This is a genomic window from Candidatus Acidiferrales bacterium (genome assembly GCA_035515795.1).
GTDB lineage: Bacteria > Bacteroidota > Ignavibacteria > Kryptoniales > JAKASW01 > JAKASW01.
The window spans coordinates 1-23802 of sequence record DATJAY010000034.1 but is presented as its reverse complement, the minus strand read 5'-3'; the positions used below and the strand labels follow the sequence as shown (position 1 = coordinate 23802).

At 47.0% G+C, this 23802-nt stretch carries 18 protein-coding genes; 7 read left to right on the top strand and 11 right to left on the bottom strand.

Annotated features, from left to right (window positions below):
- Window positions 1–17 precede the first annotated feature (17 nt).
- The 5 genes from rsmD to VLX91_13410 all read left to right on the top strand — a co-directional run bounded on the left by rsmD (window position 18) and on the right by VLX91_13410 (window position 4313).
- Complete coding sequence (gene rsmD / locus VLX91_13430) at window positions 18–563, top strand: 16S rRNA (guanine(966)-N(2))-methyltransferase RsmD (GenBank protein HUI31208.1); 546 nt, start codon at window positions 18–20, stop codon at window positions 561–563.
- Window positions 560–1096: a pantetheine-phosphate adenylyltransferase gene (coaD, locus tag VLX91_13425; GenBank protein ID HUI31207.1), complete on the top strand. Its 537-nt coding sequence runs from the start codon at window positions 560–562 to the stop codon at window positions 1094–1096. Before rsmD ends, coaD begins: the two co-directional genes overlap by 4 nt.
- Window positions 1068–2261, top strand: a complete 1194-nt coding sequence (locus VLX91_13420) for a pyridoxal phosphate-dependent aminotransferase (protein ID HUI31206.1) — start codon at window positions 1068–1070, stop codon at window positions 2259–2261. The genes coaD and VLX91_13420 overlap by 29 nt, the downstream gene beginning before the upstream one ends.
- Window positions 2258–3421 carry a class I SAM-dependent rRNA methyltransferase gene (locus tag VLX91_13415; protein ID HUI31205.1) on the top strand — a complete coding sequence of 388 codons (1164 nt, stop codon included), beginning with the start codon at window positions 2258–2260 and terminating at the stop codon, window positions 3419–3421. The genes VLX91_13420 and VLX91_13415 overlap by 4 nt, the downstream gene beginning before the upstream one ends.
- 205 nt (window positions 3422–3626) lie before the next feature.
- A complete protein-coding gene (locus tag VLX91_13410) occupies window positions 3627–4313 on the top strand; it encodes a hypothetical protein (protein HUI31204.1) in 687 nt (228 codons plus the stop codon).
- Between the two features lie 36 nt (window positions 4314–4349).
- Here the strand turns inward: VLX91_13410 and VLX91_13405 are convergent, their stop codons facing one another.
- The 11 genes from VLX91_13405 to uvrA all read right to left on the bottom strand — a co-directional run bounded on the left by VLX91_13405 (window position 4350) and on the right by uvrA (window position 21220).
- On the bottom strand, window positions 4350–6563 hold the full coding sequence (locus tag VLX91_13405; GenBank protein HUI31203.1) for a bifunctional serine/threonine-protein kinase/formylglycine-generating enzyme family protein: 2214 nt from the start codon (window positions 6561–6563) through the stop codon (window positions 4350–4352).
- Window positions 6564–6788: 225 nt separating this feature from the next.
- Window positions 6789–9515 carry an aconitate hydratase AcnA gene (gene acnA, locus VLX91_13400; GenBank protein ID HUI31202.1) on the bottom strand — a complete coding sequence of 909 codons (2727 nt, stop codon included), beginning with the start codon at window positions 9513–9515 and terminating at the stop codon, window positions 6789–6791.
- 202 nt (window positions 9516–9717) lie between these two features.
- Window positions 9718–10077 (bottom strand): bacteriohemerythrin, encoded by a 360-nt coding sequence (locus VLX91_13395; GenBank protein ID HUI31201.1) that lies wholly within the window; start codon window positions 10075–10077, stop codon window positions 9718–9720.
- A gap of 246 nt (window positions 10078–10323) precedes the next feature.
- Window positions 10324–10887: a hypothetical protein gene (locus tag VLX91_13390; protein ID HUI31200.1), complete on the bottom strand. Its 564-nt coding sequence runs from the start codon at window positions 10885–10887 to the stop codon at window positions 10324–10326.
- A gap of 125 nt (window positions 10888–11012) precedes the next feature.
- On the bottom strand, window positions 11013–12449 hold the full coding sequence (gene glnA / locus VLX91_13385) for a type I glutamate--ammonia ligase (GenBank protein HUI31199.1): 1437 nt from the start codon (window positions 12447–12449) through the stop codon (window positions 11013–11015).
- 15 nt (window positions 12450–12464) lie between these two features.
- Window positions 12465–12941: an Lrp/AsnC family transcriptional regulator gene (locus VLX91_13380; GenBank protein ID HUI31198.1), complete on the bottom strand. Its 477-nt coding sequence runs from the start codon at window positions 12939–12941 to the stop codon at window positions 12465–12467.
- 225 nt (window positions 12942–13166) lie between these two features.
- The gene (gene icd / locus VLX91_13375; protein ID HUI31197.1) at window positions 13167–14498 is read right to left on the bottom strand and encodes an NADP-dependent isocitrate dehydrogenase; all 1332 of its coding nucleotides are present in this window, start codon (window positions 14496–14498) and stop codon (window positions 13167–13169) included.
- Window positions 14499–14714: 216 nt separating this feature from the next.
- Window positions 14715–15866: a citrate synthase gene (locus VLX91_13370; GenBank protein HUI31196.1), complete on the bottom strand. Its 1152-nt coding sequence runs from the start codon at window positions 15864–15866 to the stop codon at window positions 14715–14717.
- A gap of 57 nt (window positions 15867–15923) precedes the next feature.
- Complete coding sequence (locus tag VLX91_13365; GenBank protein HUI31195.1) at window positions 15924–17573, bottom strand: S41 family peptidase; 1650 nt, start codon at window positions 17571–17573, stop codon at window positions 15924–15926.
- Complete coding sequence (gene tmk / locus VLX91_13360) at window positions 17563–18198, bottom strand: dTMP kinase (protein HUI31194.1); 636 nt, start codon at window positions 18196–18198, stop codon at window positions 17563–17565. Before tmk ends, VLX91_13365 begins: the two co-directional genes overlap by 11 nt.
- 151 nt (window positions 18199–18349) lie before the next feature.
- The gene (gene uvrA / locus VLX91_13355; GenBank protein ID HUI31193.1) at window positions 18350–21220 is read right to left on the bottom strand and encodes an excinuclease ABC subunit UvrA; all 2871 of its coding nucleotides are present in this window, start codon (window positions 21218–21220) and stop codon (window positions 18350–18352) included.
- 309 nt (window positions 21221–21529) lie between these two features.
- Here uvrA and VLX91_13350 point away from each other — a divergent pair, with 309 nt between their 5' ends.
- Both VLX91_13350 and VLX91_13345 read left to right on the top strand, forming a co-directional pair.
- The gene (locus tag VLX91_13350; GenBank protein HUI31192.1) at window positions 21530–23122 is read left to right on the top strand and encodes an ATP-binding protein; all 1593 of its coding nucleotides are present in this window, start codon (window positions 21530–21532) and stop codon (window positions 23120–23122) included.
- 17 nt (window positions 23123–23139) lie between these two features.
- Window positions 23140–23802 (top strand): sigma 54-interacting transcriptional regulator (locus VLX91_13345; GenBank protein ID HUI31191.1); only part of this gene is annotated, 663 nt, incomplete at its 3' end.

The window sequence follows — 23802 nt, the reverse complement described above, 5'->3', positions numbered from 1 at the left end:
GAGGCGAGATTGGTTAAATGAGAATCACCGGCGGGACACTGCGTAGCAGGAAACTGCTCACGATCAAATCAGATGGACTCAGGCCTGCTACAGACAGGCTCAGAGAGACACTGTTTGATATTCTTGTCAACCTTTTCGATTTTCAAGAGACAACCGCATTGGATCTATATGCCGGTACGGGAAGCGTCGGATTTGAAGCGATAAGTCGCGGCACTCATCATGTGTTGTTCGTTGAAGCGAATCCAAAAGTTGCGGACGTCCTAGGCAAAAACGTGAAGGCGCTCGGCATCGAGGACAAATGCAGAATTCACATAATGAAAACGGAAAAATATCTCAAACTGTGCGAAGAAAATTTCGATTTTATTTTTATCGACCCGCCTTACGCGTTCAACAGCATGACTCATAAGATCGTTGACGAAATTCTCACGAAAGGCATAATAAAAAAATCAGGAATCATCTGCGTTGAACATTCGAAGGAGTATGTACCGCCAGCTTCGAATTTGTTCCGTCAAAAGATTTTTGGCTCAACGATTCTCTCTTTCATAAAGCCGGAGATAAGATGAAAATTGCAATTTATCCGGGGACTTTCGACCCGGTGACAAACGGGCACGTTGATGTCGCTGCCCGTGCCGCAAGACTTTTCGACAAAGTCATCATTTGCGTTGCCGTAAATTCAACCAAGGCTCCGATCTTCAGTGGTCCTGAACGAGTCAAATTGGTCAAGGAGGCCGTCAAGGGGATAAAGAACATAGAGGTAGAAGAATTCGACGGACTTCTGGTCGACTACGCCAAATCCAAAAATGCCGGTGCCATAGTCCGCGGTCTGCGGGCAGTATCGGATTTTGAATATGAGTTTCAAATTGCTCTGACCAACAGGAAGCTCTGTGCCGATATCGACACAATCTTCTTGATGCCCGATGAGAAATACACTTACTTGAACAGTTCCATAGTCAGAGAAATCGCCAAGTTCGGAGGAGACGTGAGTGAATTTGTACCACCACATGTAAGAAAGGAGTTGGCGCAAAAATTAGGGATGCAGAATATTTCACAAGGAGGAAACAGTTTTAATGATATCCACGTCAAAAAAAGTAGATAGAATAGAAGAATCGCAAACCATCGCAATGACTTCCCTTGCGAGAAAACTTAGGTCCGAGGGAAAAAACGTTATCAGCTTAAGTGCAGGCGAACCTGATTTCCCTACGCCTGAAAATGTCAAATTAGCCGCGATCAAGGCAATCCAAAATAATTTTACCAAATACACGCAGAACGAAGGGACGCCAGAGCTTCGCGAGGCTGTTGCGGAAAAATTCCGGTCAGAGAACGGACTCGACGTGACGGCTGCAAACATCCTTGTTTCAAACGGAGGAAAACATTCTATCTACAATGCCCTCCAGTCGATCTGTAATCCTGGAGATGAAGTGATCGTTCCGGCGCCATACTGGGTAAGTTTTCCCGAGATGGTAAAATTAGTCGACGCCGAGCCGGTCATCCTTCAAACCAAACAAGAACGCGGTTTTACCTTTACGGCAGAGGATATCAGACCGCTCGTGACAAAAAAGACGAAAGCAATAATAATAAACTCGCCGTCGAATCCCACCGGAAGTATTTTGAATGAAGATGTACTTCGCGGAATAGCTGCACTCGCCGACCAATACGGTTTCTTCATTATTTCTGACGAGATTTACGAAAAAATCGTTTTCGACAATCATAAACATTTTTCAATAGGCTCGATACCGGAGATCCGGGACAAGGTAATAACTGCGAGCGGAGTCTCGAAGGCATACTCCATGACGGGCTGGCGAATAGGCTTCATGGCTGCAAATGAAGAGATCATAAAGAGGGCGGCAAAAATTCAAAGCCAGATGACTTCAAATCCTTCATCAATATCGCAGGCCGCCGCGCTGGAGGCGCTTCGCGGCACAAAGGACGATATCGAAAAGATGCGGCTCTCTTTTCAGAAACGGCGCGACCTGATGTTAGAGAAATTATCAAAGATTGAAGAGCTTACTACCACGAAACCGGCAGGCGCGTTTTATTTCTTTCCCTCGATAAGAAACTTGTTCGGGAAAAAACATAATGGCAATGTCTTGAAGAACTCGATGGACGCTGCTCATTACTTTCTCGCAGAAGCACAGGTAGCACTCGTACCGGGCGGCGCGTTCGGCTCAGACGATCACATCAGAATCTCCTATGCTTATTCAGACCGCGAACTCATCGAAGCCATGGACAGGATTGCTTCTTCGCTCGCCAAACTGAAATGAGCCATCCGATCATACGGCTTAAGCCTAAGGAAGATATCCGCATTCTTTCGGGACACCTCTGGGTTTTCAGCAACGAGATTTCAAAAATCGAGGGAAACCCCGGCGGCGGTGATATGGTGGAAGTGAGGAATTCAAAGAATTCCTCAATCGGTTTCGGCTACTATAATCCGAAGACTCTGATCGCAGTTCGAATGGTCTCAAAAGAGTTCGTCGAACCCGAAAAGGATTTCTTCATGGACAGACTTAAATCCGCATTGTCTCTGAGGGAAAGATATTTCGACTCTCCGTTCTACAGATTGACCTACGGCGAAAGTGATTTCCTCCCCGGCCTGATCATAGACAGATTTAACAACCTTTTCAGCGTTCAGATTTTTTCCATCGGGATGGAAAAACGAAAGCATTTCATTTACGAAGCCATCAAAGAATTATTTTCACCTGCTGCGATTTATGAAAGAAATGAAAGCCAGACGCGAGAGCTCGAAGGTCTCACGCAGTCGAAATCCATCATACTCGGTGAAGAGATGACTGCCGATTATGACGAAGAGGGTGTGATCTTCAGAGTAAATCCATTGCGAGGTCAAAAGACCGGATTCTACTTCGATCAAGGAGCTAACAGAATCTTCTCGAGAAGATTCGCGAACCATTCAAGGGTCCTGGACCTTTTCTCAAATGAGGGCGGATTCGCACTCAACATGGCACATGCCTGCGCAAGCGAGGTAATTGCCGTTGACTCATCCGAACCCGCGATAAATAATCTGTCGGTGAACGCGCGCTTGAACAAATTAGATCAGGTAAAAGTAGTAGCTGCAGATGTGAATGAATATCTAACACGAGTGAAAGATGAGAGATTCGATGTTGTGATTTGCGATCCGCCAAACTTCACAAAAAATAGAAAGAGTATCCCATCCGCGAAGCGCGGTTACAGGCAATTGCACGAGAGCATATTCAACACGTTAAGGCGCGGAGGAATTCTTCTTACCGCATCATGCTCGCATCATATTTTCAGGGAGACATTCGAAGAAATAGTTGCAGAGGCGGCTCTCAAATCCGGCCGGACACTTCAGCTCCTTTGTCGCGCAGGGGCATCTCCTGATCACCCGATCCTTCCATCAATGCCCGAGACAGAATATCTGAAATTCAACGCGTACAGAGTTTTGTAGAGAAACAGAGCATTATAACACCTCGGATTGGCAATTCTAGACTCAACAAACGAGTTATTAACAAGGAGAAGGACGAAGTTACGCATCACGATTCCAGGGAACTATTCGCATCATATCTGACATTAAATTTATGCGGACTATGATACGTCTAATCTTAAGATGAAAAGGAAATTCAAAAGGATTATATTGTTGCGGAGTGAAGAACATGTTTAAATGCATGATCGGATTTTTTGTTCTTACAGTAGGAATCTCTTTCGCGCAGGTGACTAAAACCTCTGCAAACCCTGATTCCGAATATGCCTTCATGCCGATAAAGGACGTCGCACCCGACACTGCTGAAAAGACAAATGCTCTGGGACTCGACATCATGCTAGGCAATAACGGATTCGGCATGGGCTTCTTCTACAACCAGGCGATCAACGGCACCCTTTCTTGGACGTTCACGCTCAGCGGCTCCGAAGCAAAAGCACCAAACGAGGTAGAGCTTGAGGGATATGACATATACGGTAACCTGGTAAAAATCGTTCCCGGGAAAATCAATACACTGCTAGTTTTTCCTGCTATGGCCGGCCTGCAGTACAGACTTTTCAAAGAGAGCCTCACAGGAAGTTTCAGGCCCTACATTTCCGGAGGTGTCGGTCCGAATATTATTTTCGCAACTCCTTACGATCAACCATTCGGATGGAGTATCTCACATGGCAGGGGATACTTCGGAGCAGGCGGTTACGTTGGACTAGGAGCGTACTTTGGACTTGATCCGGGAAGCCTCTTAGGAGTAAGTATACGATATTATATACTTCCGATGTCGCATGGAATCGAAAGCTTGCAGGATGAACCCATGGCTAACTTCAATTCCTTCTTCATAACGCTCAACATAGGAGCGCAGTATTAGTAAATCACTAAACGATATCTGCGCGCCGACCGCGGCTCATTTCGCCTCCTGGACGCAGCGAAATCCTATGGTGTTATCCTTGCTGTACGGGAAAAGATAAAAGCGAAACGAGACTTGGCTGCAATAGTTTGCACCATTTGCCGAGCCGCCTCGAAGTACCCTGTAAGGATTGTAACGGTCTTGGATTGCCCAAGCTCCTCCGTTGGCCGGGGCCTTATCATACGACTGGTGGTACCAATCTTCGCACCATTCCCAAACGTTTCCACTCATATCATATAGCCCAATTTCGTTAGGGCCCAGCGTGCCTACTTCATGCGGTTTTCCGCCCGAGTTTCCCGAGTACCAAGCGACGAGGTCAATGTCATTTGTTCCACTATATTGAAATCCCCTGCTCTTGCTCCCGCCACGTGCCGCATATTCATACTCTGCCTCTGTTGGAAGACGTACAGTTTTCCCCATCTGGTCCGACAGCCAGCGACAAAAAGCAACCGCGTCGTTCCAGCTCACATTTATTACCGGCATCTTTCCTCTTCCCCAGCCATTGTCACTCGGCTTCTTGGCATGAGTTGCCTCACAAAATTTATCATACTCGTCAAAAGTTATCTCAGTTGCACTCATATAGAAATTGTGCAGATTAACTGCGTGCATCGGTTTTGTATAAGAATAATTGTTGCTGCCCATCTGAAATGCACCACCATCAACCAAAATCCACGGAATATGGACAACCTGTCTCTCACGATCGACCCTATCAGGTGTTGACGGCCTAATGGATGGCTCCACATTTTCAGTAGCGATAGTCTTCGGCGTATTCGTTACAACCTCCGCCGATTTATTCGAAGGATTAACGATAATGCTCGGGGGTGGTTCTTGCCGGGTCTCGGCCTTTCGGCTGCCCGACTCGATCTCTTTACTCGTTGTACCATCATATCGATGGTCTTGCGGCGGGAGAGAGCTGGATGCGTGCGCCTGTCCGATCTCCGTCGATTGCGTTGTACCTGAACTTGCGTGTTCTGTCTTAATTCCCCCGAGCCAGGTACCGGAGTAATTTATTACGATAAAAATTGCTGCGGCAATAATAAGAAACGGTGCAGCGGTCTTGAGAATTGTTTTTGTTGGAATGTGCTTATGTAACCGTATACTTCTAACTTTATCCAGTTTTTCAATTTGTTTTTCCGGCGGCGGAACTTTAGCTTCCTTCCGTCGCTTTGTTGGTGCCTCAGGATGGGATTCCGAGACGTAGGATTTCTTTAAGGACGGCTCCTGCACTCTCTTGTGAGTCAAATGGGGGTGCGAAGAAATACTGCGACCGCGGGAATGCGACCATGGGCCGACGGCGGTCTTACGACGCCTGATCCTAAATAACGCATCCGTTAACTCTCCAGCAGTCGAAAATCTGTCCTTCGGATCTTTTTGGAGACACTTGAGGACGATTTCCTCCATCCACTCCGGTATCGACGAGGTGATTTGCCTGGGCGGAATGGGCGGGCTGTTAATTATCTTGCTGACTGTTGTGAAAGGATTGCCGCCGCTGAACGGGACTCGACCCGTCAGCGCTTCGTATAAGACGATGCCCAGACAATAAATATTGCTGCTTCGGTCCAGCTCCTTGCCTTCCGCCTGCTCGGGACTCAAGTACTCGAGCGTCCCTATTACTCTTTCGGCTTTGGTCACCCGTGTTCCTCTGAAAGCATGATCGATCCAGAAGTCGGTCAAAACCGGTCTCCCCGCGTCCGTCACAATAATATTAGAGCTTCTGATATCTCTGTGAATTACTCCCTTATCATGAGCATATGCCAAGGCAGCCGTGACCGGCGCTATGATCTTAACTGCTTCTTCTGTTTCAAGTCTTCCCTTCCATAGAATTAATGTATGGAGATCTGTCCCCTCTAAGTATTCAACAGCCACATAATTAATCCCCTCTTCGAACCCTATGTCGAATATCCTGCTAATGTTAGGGTGGCTTAGATCGGCAGCAGCCCATGCTTCACTGTGAAAGCGGTCGACATATTCTGGATTCTCGTCCAGGTGAGGCGGGAGTATTTCGAGAGCAACTTCCTTGTTCTGCGCAAGATCGACCGCCCGGTAGACCGTGCACATTTCTCCCTTACCGAGATTTTCAACTATCTCGTACTTTGATGAAAGCGCGGCTTTTACATTTGCCGTATGGTCAATTATAGCAGCAGGTTTGTCCCCAGGGACTTGTCCGTTTTCTGCTGTACCATCATGTGTATTAGAGTCAGTCAACGTCATTCATACTCAGTGAGCAAATCTTAGGCGTCCTTGCACATTGACTTTTGTTTATCGGTATGCATGTCGCATGAACATGAGTGCTGCATACCCCCGGACTCAGCGATGCTTTACATTCGGTTTGTAGTGCCTCGTTTTTCATAAAATGAACCGCTAAAACAACAGAGGCCTGACACCCAGCTTTTTAATTTACTTGCCAAATCGTGAACTTGCAAATCATTCCTAGCCTCATGTCAGCATCTGCCTCAATACGGTGTTCAGGATTCCTCCATTTAGGTAATACTCGACATCGACATGGCTGTCAAGACAAGCTATGACTTTGAACTTAATCGATTTAGCATTTTCTCCGATTGCAGCCACTTCGAGTTCTTTTCGCGGTGTCAGCCCATCCTTTATACCGCTTATCGAATACACTTCCCTTCCGGTGAGTCCGAGGCTCGAAGCGCTCTCTCCTTCCTTGAATCGAAGTGGAAGCACCCCAAGTCCAACAAGGTTGCTTCTATGAATTCTCTCGTAGCTCTCTGCAATCACAGCTTTGATGCCGAGAAGAAGGGTTCCTTTTGCCGCCCAATCTCGCGAGCTGCCGCTGCCATATTCTTTGCCTGCAATTACCAGCAGCGGAACTTTCTCAGATTGGTATTTCGCTGCTGCATCATAGAGCCACGTCTTTTCCCCATCTGGCAGGTGAATGCTCCAGCCTCCCTCGGTGCCCGGAGTCAACAAATTTTTGAGTCGAATGTTTGCGAATGTACCACGGATCATCACTTCGTGATTTCCACGGCGGGCCCCGTAAGAGTTAAAGTCCTTGGGCAATACATGATGTTCTATTAGGTACTTTCCAGCAGGACTATTTACCGGAATCGAGCCTGCAGGAGAAATGTGATCAGTCGTTATCGAATCACCAAGCAAAGCCAACACTCTTGCACCGAAAATATCGTCGGCTCTCTCGGGAATCAGAGAGATCTCCTTGAAAAATGGCGGCTCTTGAATATAAGTAGAGCTACTATCCCAATGATAACTAGTTCCATCTGGAACCCTTAACCCTTTCCATCTCTCACCTCCACCGAAAGCATGCGAGTAGCGTGCCTGGTACATTTCAGGCTTTATAGACTTCTTCAGTACTGCTTGAATCTCGTCTCGTGAAGGCCATATATCCTTTAAGAAAATAGGTTTGCCATCTTTATCGTTATCAATAGGTTGTGTAAGTGGATCAAAGTCGATTCTGCCCGCTAGTGCATACGCAACAACAAGAGGAGGCGATGACAGATAATTGGCTTTCACATGAGGATTGATTCGTCCCTCAAAGTTCCTGTTTCCGCTCAACACTGCCGCAACAACGAGGTTCTCCTTTTCGATGACTGATGAAATTTCCTCGTCAAGCGGCCCACTGTTTCCAATACAAGTAGTGCATCCAAAGCCGACAAGATTAAAGTGGAGCTCTTCAAGCGCTTGGATCAGTCCCCCTTCTTTAAAATAATCCATAACAACCTGTGAGCCGGGCGCAAGGCTCGTCTTCACCCATGGCTTTGACTTCAATCCATGCTCAACGGCTTTTTTTGCAACGAGGCCTGCGGCAATCATTACACTTGGATTTGAAGTGTTTGTGCAGCTTGTAATCGCCGCAATCGCCACCGAGCCATTATGTAATTCAAATGAGCTTCCGTCTTTAGCACGTGCAAATCCATTCGGGCGAACTTGGACACTTTTCGAGACATCTTCCGGCTTCAATCCGAAACCACGCTCGGCCGGAGACAACGTGAGGTATTCCAGGAATGAATTTTTTACGTCCTTCAGGAGTACCCTGTCCTGTGGTCTCTTCGGGCCCGCGAGACACGATTCAACCTTGTTCATATCCAAATCGACTACATCGCTGTAAATCGGTTCGGGTGCTTGTTCGTTCCAGAAGAGCCCCTGCTCCTTGCAATAGCTCTCGACAAAAGAAGTGTGCTCCGGGCTGCGCCCCGTTAGTCTGAGGTATTTTATAGTCTCATTGTCGACCGGGAAGAAACCCATGGTTGCACCGTACTCAGGTGCCATGTTCGCTATTGTGGCACGGTCGGGCAAACTTAATTTGGAAATTCCTTCGCCGAAGTACTCCACTATCTTTCCTACGACGCCTTTCTTGCGGAGCATTTGCGTCAAAGTCAAAACTAAATCCGTGGCTGTTGCACCTTCGGGCAATTCTCCCGTCAATCGCACACCGATAACCTCCGGTGTCAGCATAAAGTATGGCTGCCCGAGCATCACGGCCTCGGCTTCAATTCCGCCGACTCCCCACCCAAACACTCCAAGCCCGTTCACCATGGTCGTGTGAGAGTCCGTACCGACAAGCGAATCCGGGAATGCCACAGTCTCCCCATGTTGCTCCCTTGTTTCAACGACGCGCGCGAGATACTCGAGATTCACTTGATGGACTATTCCGGTATCGGGTGGAACAACCTTAAAATTTTTGAATGCCTTTTGCCCCCAGCGAAGTAATGCATATCGTTCTACGTTTCTCTTAAACTCCAAGTCTGCATTGAACAGAAAGGCATCATCTGTTCCGAACTTATCAACTTGAACGGAATGATCGATAACCAACTCCGAAGGGATCAACGGATTTATTTTCTCAGGGTCCCCCTTCATTCGTTCGACCGCGCTTCTCATTGCAGCCAGATCTACGACGGCCGGGACGCCCGTGAAATCCTGAAGTAGAACACGAGCGGGCATGAATGCTATCTCCCTCTCCCCACTCGGTTTCCCGTTCCATCTTAGAAGGGACTCAATATCGGACGAGGTAACCACCCTGCCATCTTCAAGCCTCAGCAAATTCTCCAAGAGAACTCGCATTGAATATGGAAGTTGCTCTACCTTGAAGCCGAGGCTTGTCAGCGACGGCAGATGAAATATCAATACCGGGCCGTTCTTTACCTTGAAATTCCTCTTGGTCGAAAAGGAATTGCTCAAATGGTTCATCTTAAACTCCGCATCTCTTATTCCTGCTTAATTTTAAACAACCTTTCATTTTGTTTCAATGAGATGGTTTGAAGTTTAAGCCATTGACGGAGTCAAGAATATTCTCAGTAATATTTTTCCCGCTGGAAATCAACTACCGAAAATGGAGATTTACCACATTCATTATTTCTTTAATAATGATTGCGATATCAAGAATCTCAAATTATACGATTCCTTTTGAATTGAGGTAGGGCCCGTAATTCTTGTCGGTTCCCATAATGTGATCAGCCAGCCAGTTCTTCAAGAAATTCATGACATATATGCTCAATGAGGTCTCGCCCGACTTATGCCTCAACTCGAGCAATTCCACCTCCCCTATCATGTCATCATGTATTTTCTTGTGCCCTTCAAAAAAAGGATACCAGCTCTGCTGTATCAGTCTCTCTTCAGTCGCAAAATGAACTCGGGTATACTCCACCAGTCCACCGAGAATATTCTCGAGCATATCTCTCCATTTCCTGTGTTGTTCATCGATCTCTTTGATATTGACAGCGAATCTTTCCCTCCATTTCATTAATGCCATGTATTTCTCCGTAGCATAGTCGTTTGATTCAGCTATTTTGTTTCGGCGACACGGTGGTTCTACATGGTCAGCTCCAACCCGCTCTCCTTTTATCGGAATTTCCTCAAAATTTTTTGGCTTACCATCCGCCTGGCAAAGTAAAAGACGAAGTTAAATACGAGAATCGAACAGCACCCTTAGCGTGTATCTACGTCGGTCTCGAATAAAGAATATCGGCGACTTACTTGTGGTAGGGCCGTCAAATCGTCACTTATTCCCGGCCCAAATTTCCCTGAGAGGTATCACGAGAACATTGAATCTAGGAGGAAATGCCGCAACGGTGTCTCCATGAAGGCAAAACTCCTTGGCCGGTCCGAGAGTCATCCGCCTCATCCATAGTGCTCCCCCCGAATTATCTACCAATGGCATAAGTTCTTCGAAGCATTCTTTGTATGACATGCCCGGAGGTTTTCCGAACCAGTGTGCGAATCTCGGCCTACTCATCACTGTCCCATGGTGTAGCGCATAAACCCCGCCAGTTCCACCATCTGCGATCGCGGCGGCGGCATCATGCAATGTCATGCGGGTTCCAGTTATCACTCCTTCGTTCAGCGTGCCAAGCGCACCGAAGTTCTCGACTAGATACCAGTCCTCGAATGCTTCGTCCGTGCTCGTTATCCAAGGAGCGCGGGCAAATCCCACGCTAAATGAGTCAAGAAAACCCTTAGGTGGTTCTTCCCTGAGCTTCGCATGAAACTTGCGAAGATGCTTCTCATACTCGGCGGTTTCCACCTCTGGTTTCTTCCAATGCCAAAAAACGTAAGCGATCATTGGTTCACTCCGTACTCGGTTTTTTCTGTATCTCTTACAGTTTTTTCGTCAACACCGCATAAAAAAGGGGCTGCCACCTGGCAGCCCCTCCTGAAATATAATTGGTCTAATTTACTTACCGCTTCTCAAACATCATAATAGAGCATGAACTCATAGGGATGCGGCCGCAAGGCGACTTGCTTCACTTCGTTCGTCATTTTGTAATTTATCCACGTGCTGATGAGGTCTTCAGTGAATACATCGCCGCGCAGCAGGAATTCATGGTCGCGTTCAAGATTCTTGAGGGACTCTTCCAGCGAACCGGGGGTTGAAGGAACATTTCGAAGCTCTTCCGGCGACAGGTCGTAGATATCTTTATCAAGTGGCTCACCTGGGTCGAGCTTGTTAATTATTCCGTCCAGTCCCGCCATAAGCATCGCCGGCAGAGCAAGGTAAGGATTTGCCGAGGGATCGGGAACACGAAACTCCAATCGTTTCGCTTTCGGATTCTTTGAGTACATCGGAATTCTAACGGAAGCAGATCTGTTGCGCTGGCTGTACGCCAAATTGACAGGCGCCTCGAAACCGGGAACGAGCCTGTGATAGGAGTTGGTTGTCGGGTTTGTAATCGCGCACAGAGCGGGAGCATGCTTCAACAATCCACCGATGTAGTGGAGCGCCATCTCGCTCAAGTTTGCATAGCCGTTACCGTAAAACAACGGCTTCCCGTTTTTCCAGATACTCTGGTGAACGTGCATGCCCGTACCATTATCTCCAAAGAGCGGCTTCGGCATGAAAGTGACGGTCTTGTTGTATTTTTTTGCTACGTTCTTCGTGATGTACTTGAAGGTCAACATGTTGTCAGCCATCGCCAAGAGTGGAGCAAACCGCATGTCGATTTCAGTTTGGCCTGCCGTGGCAACCTCATGGTGGTGCACTTCAACATTGATCCCGACCTGCCTCATTGTGAGGAACATTTCCGACCTTACATCTTGTAAGCTGTCTATAGGCGGGACCGGGAAGTATCCTTCTTTTGTTTTGGGACGATATCCTAAATTTTGTTTATTATTTTCTCCGCTGTTCCAAATACCTTCTTCGGAATCGATCTCATAAAATCCTGAGTTCACAGTCTGCGCAAATCTCACGTTATCAAAAATGAAGAATTCATATTCCGGTCCGAAGTAGGCGCTATCTCCAATGCCGGTCGACTTGAGGTAAGATTCTGCCTTATGTGCAATGAATCGCGGGTCTCTGTGGTACGGTTCGCCGGTAATAGGATCGTATACATCACAGATTACGTTAAGTGTCTTATAAGATGTAAACGGATCTATGAAATATTTCGTCGCGTCGGGAATCAGAACCATGTCGCTTTCGTTGATGGCTTGAAATCCGCGGATGCTTGACCCGTCAAATCCTATTCCTTCTTCGAATGAATCCTCGTTCAATTCTGATGGAAGCATAGAAAAATGCTGCCATTGTCCCGGAATGTCAATGAATCTCAGATCGATAATTTCGACACCGTTGTCTTTGATAAACTTTAAGAATTTGTCTACCTCGTTAGCAGATTTTACTGCTTTTGCCATTTTGTCCCTCCTAGATTAGTTGTTTTGTGTTTTTAAAATAGTTGATTCTTTGATAGTGGATAACACGACGCTCGTCTTGGTGCTCAACACTCCCGGCCATGACTGGATTCTTGATAAGAGTTTCTCGAGTGAATTAGTATTTTCAGCTCGAACTTTCAAAAGATGTGACCCCTCGCCTGTCACCGAATGGCACTCGAGTATCTCTTCAGTTTCGCGCGCGCGCTCCATGAACATCTGGTAATGTTTGCTGGAGTCGATCGAGACAGTTATGAACGCCGTGATGTCCTTACCCAATCGCTTGGCGTCCAATATGGCAGTGTATCCTTTTATGAACCCGCGATCTTCCAGCTTTTGGATACGCTCGGAGATAGTTGGAATAGTAAGACCAAGCTGCTGAGCCATTTCGTTGAGCCTGGTGCGAGCATTCTTCTGTAAGATTTCCAAGATCCTGTGATCGATGGGATCAAGCTTCTTGTCGGCTAGTGCTATCATCTCAAGGTAATTGTCTTAGTAATTAAGGTCTTTTACAAGAATAAGTTAAATAAATAAAATCTTTTTGTCAAGTAAAATATAAAATAAAAATCATATAATGGAAAATGAGAACTGTCTTCCAATCCGTTTCTGTCCGATTCTCTCACCTTTCAAACACGTGGTGCTGCTCGATCCAGCCGGACTTACAGTCTTAACTGGAATTCTGTCCAGGCTTTGTGAAATCCTCTATCTCATATTTTGCACTATCGCTTCTCCGAACTCGAGTGTGCCAGTTTCCTTCGCGCCATCCATCAGTCGAGCGAAATCATAAGTGACCACTTTCGATTGTATCGCTTTCTCCATCCCCTTCACTATCAAATTCGCAGCATCGTTCCATCCCAGATACTCGAGCATCATTACACCACTCAATATCATGGAGCCCGGGTTCACCTTGTTCAGGTTTGCATACTTGGGTGCCGTGCCATGGGTCGCCTCAAAGATCGCGTATCCTGTTATGTAGTTTATGTTTGCTCCCGGCGCGATGCCGATTCCGCCGACCTGTGCCGCGAGAGCGTCACTCAGATAATCTCCATTCAAATTCAAGGTGGCTACGACGTCAAAATCCTCTGGCCTCGTAAGAACCTGCTGCAGAGTGATGTCGGCAATACTGTCCTTAATGATGATCCCTGCACCCGGTTTTCCTTCAGGAATCTTACATGATGGGCCGCCGTCGATCTCGACAGCACCGAAATATTCTTTTGCCGCTTTATATCCCCAATCCCGAAATGCACCTTCGGTGAATTTCATGATGTTCCCCTTATGCACCATGGTGACTGATTCGCGCTTGTTCCTGATCGCGTAGGAAATCGCGCTGTGAATCAGTCGCACGCTCCCGCTGTAACTTACCGGCTTAATGCCGATGCCGACTCTTACATCGCTGGGAAAATCGTTCGCGCCGACGGTTCGCCAGAATTGATCAGCCTTTTCTTTCGTGTTGAACCGGATTTTTTCGAAATCCTTCGGAAATTCTCTCTGAAGAAGATCCAAGACTTTTTGTGCTTCGTACGTTCCCGCCGCATATTCTATGCCCGCGTAGATATCCTCAGTGTTTTCGCGGAAGATCACCACATCAACTTTTTCAGGATGCTTTACCGGTGATGGTACACCGGCGAAGTATCTAACAGGCCGCAAGCAGACATAAAGATCGAGCACTTGACGGAGTGCAACATTCAAAGAACGAATTCCACCTCCGACCGGCGTAGTAAGTGGGCCTTTTATCGCGACAATGTATTCGTTGACTGCCCTGAGTGTGTCTTCCGGCAACCAAACCTGCCTGCCATAAATCCTGTTTGCCTTTTCGCCGGCGAAGATTTCCAACCATTCGATTTCTTTTTTCCCACCGTAAGCTCTCTTCACTGCTTCATCAAATACTATCTTACTTGCCCGCCATATATCCGGACCTGTACCATCCCCTTCAATAAAAGGAATGATTGGATTATCCGGCACTTGCAGCCTGCCGCTCGCGTAGACAATTTTTTCGCCTCTTTGCGGCAGCGAAAGTTTTTCATAAGAAGTCATGTTTATCCTCCCAACGCGGCTCAGCCGCAACTAAAAATGTCACGAATTATCCCGAACGTCCCGTGTACTCCCATAGAGGATTTCCAGCAAGCGCCAATCCTAATTGGACTTAATCTGTATCTCGAAAAACACCCTCGGGAAAACGAGCACCAACTTTGAATTCTGTACGAGGAAGTTGTGTCTTCATTCCTATGTCAAGCCAAGTTCAGAAACCGTTCATCTCTGGCTGATCGGCACAAAGTGTTGATCACGTTTTCCAACATAGTCTGACAACGGCCTTATAAGGCGATTATCCGAATATTGTTCCATAATATGAGCAGTCCAACCTGAGACTCGGCTTATCGCAAAGATGGGAGTGTAAAGATCGATAGGGATACCGAGATAATAATAGGTTGATGCTGAATAGAAATCCACGTTCGGCACCAAACTCTTCTCCTTTTTCATTATTGCTTCGATCTTCTCCGACATTTCGAACCATTTTAGATTATCAATCGTCTCGGCCAGCTGCTTTGAAAATTTCTTCAAATGTTTTGCACGGGGATCTTCGACCCTGTAAACCCGGTGCCCAAAACCCGGCACTTTCTTTTTGCCCGCCAGCAGACTCTGCAAATATTTTTCTACGTTGTCCATTGTCTTGATTTCAAGAAGCATCTTCATGACTTCTTCGTTTGCGCCGCCATGGAGAGGTCCTTTTAGAGTTCCGATTGCAGAAGTAACACCAGAATAAATATCGGACAGAGTAGCCACCGTCACTCTTGCGGAAAACGTAGAGGCATTAAACTCGTGATCGGCTTGAAGGACCAGGGCGCAATCCATAGTTTTTGTCGAGGTGTCGCCGGGTGGTACACCGTTCAACATATAAAGAAAATTCGCGGAATGCCCAAGCGAACCATCCGGCTTCGAATAGTCACCTGTTTTCCGAAACGTGTGGAAGTTAGCCACAATGGTGGGCATCTTCGCAACAAGCCTGATCGACTTTCGCAGGTTAGCCTCGGGTGAATTATCCTTTGCCTCTTCGTCAAAAATACCCAAATACGAAACCGCCGTTCGAAGCACATCCATCGGATCGGCAGTTTTCGGGACACCTCTCAAGAACTCAATGACCTGGCTCGGCAGGCTCCTGTTCGCCGCAAGTTCCTTTTGGAGTTTACTTAGTTCATCCTTTCTGGGAAGCCGACCGTACCATAAAAGGTAAACTACCTCTTCGAAAGTTGCGTTCGTCGCAAGCTCGTCTATGTTTATCCCGCTATAAACAAGTTCGCCCTTCAGTCCATCGATGAAGCAAATCTTGGATTGGCCGGCCACGATTCCATCCAGACCTTTTGAGAATGCAGCCGACGGTTTGGTTGCGCTGATGGTTTCAGACATTATGGTGAGATTCCTTCCTCTGTTGTGAAAAAAATTTAGCGGAATTCAAACGTATAATCAATAATCCAGGGAAAGAATTCTTCTGTAAGTTGAAGTATTTTCTATGATCGACTCGGCAACTCTAGTCTGATGGTCGTAATGAAGAGCAGCTTCAGTTTGCGCCGCGTCCCCCCTGAATCTGCCGATAATTTCGGCGGTCAAATATTCTGAAATCTCCTTGGAACTCTTGTTGAATAATCCCTCTTCATCGCTCTTTACTCTATCTGCAATTGAAGACAAGTCCTTGTATATCGACTCATCGTAGTTGGAAGTAGACGCCAATTTGCGCGCATCCCCCACAGCCTGATCAAGAGAGGAGGCATACGTGAATTTATTCTTCTCGATAAAGCGTTTGAAACTGTTCAACACTTCGGGCCGGGCGGTGAAATCCTGTGAAATCGAATCATGCTCCGCGCGAAATTGTGTCGCGAAGTTAAAAAAGTAACCGCCGCGCATGAGCTGTTGAACGTAGTCGGAATTCTCCAGTCCGGTCACCGTGCTGTCGGGAGAAATCCCGCCTAATTCGTACACCGGACGACCATCCAGCGTTTTAAATTCTTTCCTAAGGCTGTCCGGGGTGACGGCATCTTCCCCGTCGCGGCGCCGTTCGTAATCTATTTTTTGAATGCATCTGCCGCTCGGCGTATAATATCTTGCGGTCGTCATCTTTAGCTGCGCATCGTATCCCAGCGGAAGAATTGTCTGTACCAATCCCTTTCCGAATGTATTCGTCCCGATAATTACCGCCCTGTCCAAATCCTGCAGAGCCCCGGTTACTATTTCGCTGGCACTCGCACTGTTTCCGTTCACCAAGACTACCATCGGAATATCCGGAGCTATCGGATCCTGATCTGACGTATATTTCTTGTCGGAAGAAGGATCCCTCCCCTTGGTCATTACGATCAAACTTCCTTTAGGGACAAAAAGCTCGACGATATTTACTGCAGATTCCAACAGTCCTCCCGGGTTGTTTCTCAAATCCAGAATCAAACCCTTAAGGCTAGCCCGTGCCATCAAATCCGTCAAAGCATTTTTTACTTCTTCATCGGATCCCCGTGAAAATTGATCCAGCTTTATGAATCCGATATTGGAATCGACTACACCGTAGTACGACACAGATTTCAACCTGATTTCCGATCTCACGAGAACCACATCAAAAGGCTTCTCCTCACCTTCCCTTTTTATTCTCAGCTTGAGCTGGGAACCGGGTTCCCCTCGTACCATGTCGCTGACTTCATCGATTTTGATTTTGTTCACATCGGACGTATCTATCATGAGTATCTGGTCGCCGATCCTTAATCCCTGTCTCTGTGCGCTGTAGCCATCAAAGACGCCGGTTATTATCACTTTGCCGTTGGCGGTTCCGATCGTCACCCCGATCCCGCCGTATTTGCCTGTCGTGAGCAAATCAATCTCGCCGCTGTTTTGCTTATCCATGTAAACAGTATAGGGATCAAGCGACGAGAGCATCGCGTCGATTCCTTTCCGCATGAACTGACCCGGCGAAACAGGGTCGACGTAATTTTCGATGACGTCCTTATACACATTTCCGAACAGATCGATACTCTGTTTGACCTCGTAGAAGGTATCACTGTTCTTGACAGCAACAAACCCTATGCTTGTTCCAAGAAACAAAACTAGCGTAACAAAGAAAACTTTACGGCGCATTTGTTTTAACCCTTTTAATTCTGTTCATTACATTTTGAAATATCTTTTCAGAAAGATTGTCAATCGATTCTCTTCCGTCGACGGTGACAAACTTATCCGGTTCTTCCTTTGCGCAATAAGCAAATCCGTCAATGACCCTGTGAAAAAACTCGCTTTCTCCTTTTTCCATTCTGTCCGCAGCTCTGCCGGATGAAGCCATGCGTTCGAAGGCAGTTTTCAAGTCCAGCGTGAAAAGGAAAACCACATCTGGGATAACGTTTTGCGTCGCAAAGTGGTTCACGGTCTTTATTTCAGACACCGGAATTCCTCTGCCGAACCCTTGATAGGCGATCGAAGAATAAAAGTACCGATCTATGATCACTGCCTTTCCGCCTCTAAGCGCCGGCAATATTTTTTCATGCGTCAGCTGGGACCTGCTTGCACTGAAGAGCAGAAACTCGGCAATCGGGCTTACCTTTAAGTCTGACCGGTGCAGGAGTAATTCTCGAACTCCTTCGCCAAGAGGAGTCCCGCCGGGCTCGCGCAAAATTACGTTCGATATTCCTTCGCCATTAAGCCGTTTCGAAAGAAGTTCTGCCTGTGTCGTCTTGCCGCTGCCGTCGATCCCTTCAAATGCAATCAGCATCCTATAAAATAACTTCAGCGGGATGTTTTTCCAATCGTAACTTGAAATGCTTTCGCGAGGAAATGAGGGGATTTCGTTGAGTAAACTTCCGGACCATAACAAGAACGACCAGCACCTGTTATGACCGCAAAGACGGCCAACACATCTACCGTCATTTTCCTATCACCTTTCTTAACACAGGTCCCGTCCTTGATTCTTTGACCCCAATTATTTCTTCAGGTGTTCCTGCAGCAACTACTTTTCCTCCAGCTTCGCCTGCTTCCGGTCCTAAGTCGATAACGTAATCGGCACACTTGATGACATCTAAGTTGTGTTCGACAACGATGATACTGTTCCCATGATTGCGCAGATCAAACAAGACTTCGAGCAGCTTTGCAATCTCCTCGAAGTGCAATCCAGTTGTCGGTTCATCGAGGATAAAGAGCACCTCACTCCCGCTGCTCCCGGCTATGTATTTCCCCAAGGAGTCTTTGTTCACAGCGTAGGGAGAAAGATAACTTGAAATCTTCAGACGCTGTGCCTCCCCGCCGGATAACGTTGACAATCTCTGACCTAATTTCAGATAGCTTAATCCGACGCGGTCAAGCAGCGTTAGACGTTTGAGGACATCCTTGTTATCTTTTCCCGGAGAGGTCGACTCAGAAAAGAATTCTTTAGCCTCAGCCACGGTGAGATCAAGAATGTCGGCAATACTCTTCCCTTTATATTTTATTTCCAATGCTTCCGAACCATACCTTTTGCCCCGGCATACTTCGCATTCGAGGGAAACGTCCGCGAGGAACTGCATCTCAACCACCTGCACGCCTTCGCCGTTGCAGGCCTCGCACCTTCCGCCCCAATCAACATTGAAAGAAAAGTAGCTCGCATTTAATCCTCTTTCCCTCGCTAGCGGCGTCCTCGCAAAAATTTCGCGAACCGGATCGAACGCACCGCTATAAGTTGCCACATTCGATCTCGATATTCTCCCGACCGCACTCTGATCGACAAGCTCGACGGACTGAGGGAAATAATCGAACACAATCTCCTTAGCACTATTAGAAGATAGCTTGACGTTTTCGGAAGAATTGCGAAAGTGGTCTGTTGAGAATTCTTCCTTCAGCGCATCATAAAGGATGTCGTAAACGAGTGTGCTCTTCCCAGATCCGCTGACGCCGGTTATACAAACAAAGGAATACAGCGGAATATCGACATCAACATTAACGAGATTATGAAGGTTTGCACCACGAACATGAATGAACTTGTCGACAGGTTTTCTTCTCTTTGGCAAAGGAATTTCCTTTTCGCCGCGCAGGTATTTTCCGGTTATCGAGGTTTTGGATTTGAGAAGCCCGGCAAAAGGCCCTTCGTACATAATCTCCCCTCCAAGCGCCCCCGAGCCCGGTCCAAGATCGATGACATGGTCCGCGTTTCTCATCATCTCGGCATCATGTTCCACAACAATCACGGTATTTTGATAAGACCTGAGATTCTTCAAAATGGAAACCAGCCGATCCATATCGCGGGGGTGCAAGCCTATGCTCGGTTCGTCGAGAATATATGTCGTTGCCACCAAAGTGGATGCAAGACTCGTCGATAAATTTACGCGCTGCGCTTCGCCGCCCGATAAAGTGGACGATAACCTGTCGAGCGTCAAATATCCCAGACCGATTTCATATAAATAACCAATCCTCTTTCGAATCTCGTCAAGCACTTGCGCGGCAATCACGGCATGCTCCCCTTCGAGTTGAACCAATTCAAAAAACTTACGTGCACGATCCACTGTCATTGCGACAACTCCGGGAAGATTTTTCCCGTCGATTTGAACGGCAGCTGCCTCCGGTCGAAGCCGTCCGCCATTGCACGAATGGCAAACCACGTATCCACGATATTTATCGAGAAAGTATCTGACCGAGAACGAACGAGATTTCTTCTCCAGGTTTTTCACGAAGCCGTATAAACCGATGAATTCTTTGTCTCCCTTGATCAAAAAGTTAAATTCATCTTCAGTGAGTTTGTTAATAGGAATGTCCAGTCTAATCTTCCCTTTGCTTGCTGCTTTCAAAAGCGACCGTCTGTAGATATCAAAGGCAGGTGCCGACACCAAACTTATGCCTCCCTCAAGGACACTCAAGAAAGGGTTTGCCACAGCCTTGTTCCAGTCGTAACCTATGACGGTGCCAAAACCCTGACATTCCGGACATGCCCCATAGGGATTATTAAAGGAAAACAATCGAGGCTCCGGTTCAAGGTATGATCTGCCGCAGTTTGAGCACTCGAGCCTGCTGGAGAACTTATGAACCTCCCGTGCATCGACATCGTAGACGTAAATGCTTCCCGCACCATTTAAGAATCCCTGTTCACACGCTTCCGTGATCCTTTCGTCGCTATCATGGGCAACAACTCTATCCGCGAGGACAAGAAAATCACCAAGAGGCGCGAACGAAGCCGTGTTCGCGTCGATAACTTCGCCTGGTTTTTCTAGTTCAGCAAATCTGTAGAAGCCGCGCCTCTTCAGCTCCTGAACGTTTCTCCTGTAATCATTATTTTTGAAATCAAAAAAAATATATAACCTCCTATTTTTCAGGCGATTATTTATGAAATTCAAGATCGACTGAGGGGTGAACTTAATAACAGGAATTCTGCAATTGAGACAGACTACTGTTCCGGCCCTTCCGTAAAGCAGACGCAGATAATCATAGATCTCAGTCATGGTGGCTATTGTAGAGCGAGGATTTCTGCTTAAGCGTCTTTGTTCGATGGCGACCGTCGGGGAAATCCCGCGTATGCTGTCGACATCGGGTCTTTCCATTCGCTCGAGAAACTGTCTCACGTAAGCCGAAAGGCTTTCGATATATCTTCTTTGCCCTTCAGCGTAAATGGTATCAAATGCCAAACTTGATTTACCGCTCCCTGACGGCCCTGTCACGACAGTAATTTTTCCTTTGGGGATTCGCACCACAAGGTTCTTTAGGTTATGCGTGCGCACCCCTTCTAGTACGATTTCATTTTCCGACAAGGTTTCTCTTATTTCACTCTGCGCCATGATCTATACGGTTCCATCCGAGAATTATTTAAGACAACATAATTTAATAAACGTACGGCAATCTTTCTTCGCACACTTTTGGACTCTAAGCGTGCGAGCATCCGGCCGTCAGCTCGTGGAACCGACTCAAAATTGTTTCAACAGCTGACTTCTCCTGACTTCCCGGCAAGTGCCCATATCTGAACAAGTCGAACTGCATTTCCACTCAAGGTCTGTGAACAGTAACCACCTTATGACTGCTGGAGTAAATTCAACAGAGTGGGAACCATCTTGCCTTGAAAGCCAGGCCGTCAAAAATTATATTTCATCGTGAAATTTAGATCGCCTGTCCTGTCACTGCGAACACGGAGTGCCGCGGTGGTCGGGCTTATTTTGTTTGCTGCAGGAATCCTGATCACCTACTTTAACTCTGTCACTGCTCAGAGAATGGAACTTCGCGACTCCCAGACCGATGCGGAGCTGATGGCCGCGGAATTCAACTTAACTTCGAGCTCCTCTCAAGAGGCGGATATCCAGACTCTCATGACAAATGCAAATTTAGCTCTCAGACTAAATCACGATGTGCAATCTGTAGGGTTCTACAGAAAAGTAGGCCCCGATTCGGTCTCTTTGGTCGCTTTGGTCGGGAGAGACTTGTCTGACGGCGAGGTCGACTATGCAAAGTCAGGTCTAAAAAAGGATATGTCCTCGTCCTTTGTGATTTTGGATTATTCACTTTACTACTATTCGAAACTCTTTCAAAGTGACAACAAGGTTTGGGGATATGCCCTCATCAAAATATCATTGGAAGATGTGCGCCAAATTGTTCTGCGAAACTGGATAACCGGAGTCGGGATTACATCGGTCGTCAGCTTTGTATCGTCTATACTTCTTCTTTTTGCAATTCGATTGACTTTCTTGCGTCCCTTTGGTGATCTTGCAAACGCTATGCGCGAGGCTGCCGCAGGCAAGATGGATACTCGATTATCTATAACTTCCGGCACCGAGTTTAGAGACCTCTCCTCGATTTTCAACCGGATGATGAACGAATTGCAGAAGGCTCACGAGATCATAAGATCAGAAGTCAAACAACGCGAGGATTACAATTTGCGTCTTCAAAACGAGATCTCGATTGCGATCGACGCCTTGCATGAAAAAAGCAGCGAGATCATCTCTTTACAGGAAAAACTTCGGACATTTGAATCGCAGGCCGCGCTTGGAAAAATCGCTTCCAAATTGGCACACGAACTAGGGAGCCCGCTGAATGCGATATACACTTCTGTTCAATTACTCATGGAAAACGAGCTTCCCCAAGATGAGAAGAAGAAATTGACCGTCATCGAGCGGCAGGTCGAATCCATGATTGGTATCATTAACAGTCTTCTGCAGGCGCGTAAGATAGCGATGCCCGCGAAGCAGGATGTCGTCGTAAGTGACCTCGTCGAGGAAACGAGGATTGTCATGGAGCCGCGATTAAAGGGAAAACCGATCGAATTAAATATCAAGATTGAGAACCGGCACACAATGATTAATGCCGATCATGTGCAGGTGCAGCAGGTGCTGATAAACCTCCTGAATAACTCAATCGAATCAATAGAGACAAAAAACAAATCGGCCTCACCAGGCCGGATAGAGCTTGATGTACACGAGGATTTAGATTTCAGAATGTCTGATTCAGGGTACCCGAATATTCGCTTCGATGTCTCAGACAATGGCTGTGGCGTTCCACAGGAAATTGTTCCTCAGCTTTTCAACGACTTCATTGACAGCAAGAAACCTAACGGAAACGGGATCGGTCTTGTCATCTGTAAGGAGATCGTGGATAAACACGGCGGAAAGATATTTTTATCGCGAAATTCAAAGACTGGTTCTGCATTCTCGGTGATATTGCCAACCGTGAAGATAAAAAATGTGACAGCATAGCATAAACCGGGCTTGATGTGAAAGAAAAAATTGCTGTAATAGACGATCATGCGGACTCGCTCGAGATTCTTCGTGAAGCCTTATCGCCGACTTATGAGGTGGAAACATTCTCTGATCCGGTAGAAGCCTTGAACAAAATAAAAACCGGATCGTTTTCCAGCGTCGTTACCGATGTGATGATGCCAAAGTTGAACGGCGTCGAATTAATGAAGAAAATAATTGAAATCTCGCCTAACCTGCCTGTAATCTTAATCACCGCGTTCGGCACTCTTGACGAGGCCGCAAACACGATCAAATCCGGAGCATTCGATTACCTGAGCAAGCCGCTGAATCTCAATGAGATAAGGCTCGTCGTATCAAACGCTGTTTCGCATTTCAAAGCAGCGGCGGTAACATCAAAAATTGAAGGCGAGCATGTAAAAGAGGTAAACGTTTCGAATGTCGTTGGGAAGAGCGAAAAAATGCTCCGGGTATTTAAAGTAATCGGGCGTGCGGCCCCGACCAACTCGAGCATCCTGATCGAAGGAGAAAGCGGAACTGGAAAGGAAGTTGTCGCACGATCTATACATTTGAACAGCCCTCGAGCCGGCAAACCGTTTATCCCGATCAGCGTCGCAGCCATACCCGAACAACTTCTCGAAGCTGAACTCTTTGGACACGAGAAAGGTGCATTCACCGGT